Here is a 3,323-nt window from a genome sequence, read left to right as displayed (position 1 = left end):
CCAACCGCTGCTGCCGGACCTGGCCCTGCAAATGATTGAAGTCGGCGAACAGGCCGGTGAACTGGACAGCATGCTGCTCAAGGTCGCCGACGTGTTCGACGTCGAAGCCAAGCGCGGCATCGACCGCCTGCTCGCCGCCCTGGTGCCGTCCCTGACGGTGGTCATGGCGGTGCTGGTGGCGGTGATCATGCTCGCGATCATGCTGCCGCTGATGAGCCTGACCAGCAATATATGAAGACCCAAGGAAGCAAGCCGATGCGCCATACCCGTTTCAAACCCGCCCGCCGCCAAGGCGGTTTCACCTTGCTGGAAATGCTCGCGGTGATTGTGTTGCTGGGCATCGTCGCGACCATCGTGGTGCGCCAGGTGGGCGGCAACGTCGACAAGGGCAAATACGGCGCGGGCAAGGCGCAACTGGCCAGCCTGAGCATGAAGATCGAGAGCTACGGCCTGGACGTCGGCTCGCCACCCAAGACCCTCCAGCAATTGGTCGACAAGCCCGGCAACACCGCCGGCTGGGCCGGACCGTACGCCAAGCCCTCAGACCTCAAGGACCCGTTCGGCCATGCCTTCGGCTATCGCTTCCCCGGTGAACATGGCGCCTTCGACCTGATCTTCTACGGTCAGGACGGCCAGCCCGGCGGCGAAGGCTACAGCGCCGACCTGGGCAACTGGGAATAATGCCGGCCCTCCAACGCGGCTTTACCCTGCTGGAGATGCTGGTGGTGATCGTGTTGATCAGCATCGCGGCCGGGTTGGTGGGATTTGGCCTGCAACAAGGCCTGCGGGTAGCGAAAGAGCGCCAGGTGGTCGGGCAGATGGTGGATGCCCTGCGCAGCACACGGGCACGGGCGATTGTCAGCGGCAGGTCGGCCAAGACCGTCTTCGACTTGGCCCGGCTGAGCTTTCAGGCGCCGGGGCAACCCATCAAGCACTGGCCGGCCGATCTGCAAGTGACCCTGCACACCGCCGAACACGCAGGCGCTGCGGTGGAGTTTTACCCCGACGGCAGCTCTACCGGCGGCAACCTGTTATTGGCCAATGGCACGCGACGCTGGCGCATCGACGTCGGCTGGCTGACCGGCAGCGTGCAGTCCAGGGCATTGCCATGAAGCGTCAGTCGGGTTTCACCTTGCTGGAAATGCTCGCAGCGCTGACCCTCATGGCGATCTGCAGCACGGTGTTGCTGGTCGCGTTCGGCCAAAGCGCGCGCTCGTTGTTGCAGGTGGCCCACAGCGACCGCCTGACCCATACCGCCTTGAGCGTGATGGATCAGGAGGCGTCGGGGCCCCTGGCCAGTGGCGTGCGCGAGGGCGAGCTGGACGGCATTGCCTGGCAACTGCGCGTCGCCCAGCAGCCCACCCGCATCGGTCAGCCACATTTGTTTCGCCTCGATCTCAGCGTCAGCGAAGGTCCGCGCCGCGCAAATTTCAGTACCTTGAAACTGCGCGCCAGCCGCGACGGGAGCCTCCAGTGAAGCAGCAGCGGGGCTTCACGTTGCTCGAAATCATGATCATGCTCAGCCTGCTGGGCGTGTTGTTGGCCCTGGTGGGCGGCGCGCTCCTGGGAGCCAACCGTGCAGTACTCAAGGCGCAGCGCTACACCGTCAGCCTGGATGAAAGTCGCGCCGCGCAACAGTTCCTGCGCACTTCCATCAGCGAGGCGCTGCCCCTGGACGTGACCGAGGACGACAGCCAGACCAACGGCTTTTTTGTCGGCGCTCCCCAGCGCCTGCAATTCGTCGCGACCTTGCCGGGCGTGCTCGGCGGCGGTATCCAGCGTTTCACCTTGCAGTTGACCGAGCGCGAGTTGCAGGTGGCGTTCGCACGGTTTGAGTCCAATGCCCAAGTGAGCGTGCCGGCCACCCGCAGCGAACCGCAGGTGTTGCTGAAGAACGTCGAGGATCTGCAATTCAGCTATCGCGGCCTGTCGCCCAAGGGCCAGGCCACCGGTTGGATCAGTGACTGGCCGTGGACCAAACGCCTGCCTTATGCGGTACGCATTGCAGCAAAAGTCAACGGACCGGTGCCGTGGGTCACCCAAGTGGTTGCCCTGCGGCTGAACCTCTCTAGCGGAGCATCAGGCGAATGAAGCGTCAGCGCGGCGTTGCATTGCTGCTGGTGCTGTGGGTACTGGCGTTGCTCAGCTTGCTGCTGGGCGGCCTGGCCGGTTGGGTACAACTGGAAAGCCGCCAGGCCCTGTGGCATCGCCAGCATACCCAGGCGCTGCTGGCGGCGGAGGCGGGCGTGGCGTTGGCCATGCAGGCCCTGGCCGACCCGCTGCAACGCAAGCAATGGATCGCCGACGGCCGTGAAATGCCGCTGGTATTTGATGACGCACAGCTTCACGTGAGCCTGCACAGCGAGCGCGGCAAGCTGTATTTGAACAGCGCCGAGGCCGCTGACTTTGCCCGCCTGGCCCTGGCCTGCGGTGCCACCCAGGCCCAGGCCAGCCGGCTCGCCGGGGACCTGGAAATGCGGCGCAACGCAGGCCTGGCGCCGTTCCGCGTGGTGGAGGAAGTGCGGCAATTGCCCGGCATGACCCAGGCGCTGTACAGCCGGCTGGCCCCGGAAATCAGTTTGTGGAGTGGCCTGGACCGGCCCGATCCCGCCTTCGCCAGCCCCTTGATGCGCCAGGCGCTGAACCTGCCCCGGCAGAGCGCGGTAGGGGCCGACCCCGGTGACGTGCTGGTGATCGACAGCCGCGCACAACGCCCCGGCGGTTACCACGCCCGGTTACGAACCATGGTTTTATTGAGCCCATCGGAGGGAAGCGCACAACCTTATCGGGTGCTGCGTTGGCAAGAATGAATCCATACCTTTCGGCGCCAGTGGCGCGCCTTCAACAGCTGGCCGAACCGCTCACCCGGCGCTGGCGCGGCAGCTTGCTGCAAGTGGGCTGGCGCCTGTGGCTCAAGGAACTGCGTGGCTGCCTGCCGGCGTGGCTGTCGGTCCGTGACATCCCCGAGCACCGCTACCACTGGCCGTTGACCGAGCCGGTGGCAAAACCTGCCGACGAGGTGCGCCAGGTGCTGGTGCTCGCGCCCTCGGCGGTGCTGCTGCAAACCCTGCAACTGCCCCTGGCGGCCGCGCGCAACCTGTCGACCGTTATGGGTTATGAGCTGGACCGCTTTACCCCGTTCGAGGCTGAACAGTTGTACTTCGTGGCCCGCCAGGAACGGCGCACCGCCACGCATGTGCAAGTGACCCTGGTGGCCATCCTGCGGGAGCGCCTGGATCAAATCCTGTTGGACTGCGCTGCTCTCGGCTTGCAGCCCCATGCGGTGGATGTGGACGGGCCAATGGGCATCGACCTGCTGCCGG

Annotated in this window: 7 protein-coding genes; all 7 read left to right on the top strand. The window is 65.5% G+C overall.

All coding sequences use genetic code 11. The features are described from left to right. Positions 1 to 235: type II secretion system F family protein (locus HX846_RS26390; RefSeq protein ID WP_178966400.1), on the top strand; the 235-nt coding region annotated here is incomplete at its 5' end. Between the two features lie 20 nt (positions 236 to 255). Then, entirely contained in the window at positions 256 to 681 is a 426-nt protein-coding gene (gene gspG, locus HX846_RS26385; RefSeq protein ID WP_003209911.1) for a type II secretion system major pseudopilin GspG, read from the top strand. Beyond that, positions 681 to 1,112, top strand: a complete 432-nt coding sequence (locus HX846_RS26380) for a type II secretion system protein (protein WP_003209913.1) — start codon at positions 681 to 683, stop codon at positions 1,110 to 1,112. The genes gspG and HX846_RS26380 overlap by 1 nt, the downstream gene beginning before the upstream one ends. After that, positions 1,109 to 1,477: a type II secretion system protein gene (locus tag HX846_RS26375; protein WP_008437204.1), complete on the top strand. Its 369-nt coding sequence runs from the start codon at positions 1,109 to 1,111 to the stop codon at positions 1,475 to 1,477. The genes HX846_RS26380 and HX846_RS26375 overlap by 4 nt, the downstream gene beginning before the upstream one ends. Beyond that, entirely contained in the window at positions 1,474 to 2,091 is a 618-nt protein-coding gene (locus HX846_RS26370) for a prepilin-type N-terminal cleavage/methylation domain-containing protein (RefSeq protein ID WP_178966399.1), read from the top strand. Before HX846_RS26375 ends, HX846_RS26370 begins: the two co-directional genes overlap by 4 nt. Then, positions 2,088 to 2,810 (top strand): type II secretion system protein GspK, encoded by a 723-nt coding sequence (locus HX846_RS26365; RefSeq protein WP_178966398.1) that lies wholly within the window; start codon positions 2,088 to 2,090, stop codon positions 2,808 to 2,810. Before HX846_RS26370 ends, HX846_RS26365 begins: the two co-directional genes overlap by 4 nt. Then, positions 2,807 to 3,323: type II secretion system protein GspL (locus tag HX846_RS26360; RefSeq protein ID WP_372242015.1), on the top strand; the 517-nt coding region annotated here is incomplete at its 3' end. The genes HX846_RS26365 and HX846_RS26360, both read left to right, overlap by 4 nt.

This window comes from Pseudomonas sp. K5002, assembly GCF_013386655.1.
Classification (GTDB): Bacteria; Pseudomonadota; Gammaproteobacteria; order Pseudomonadales; family Pseudomonadaceae; genus Aquipseudomonas.
This window is presented reverse-complemented; position numbering and strand designations above follow the sequence as displayed.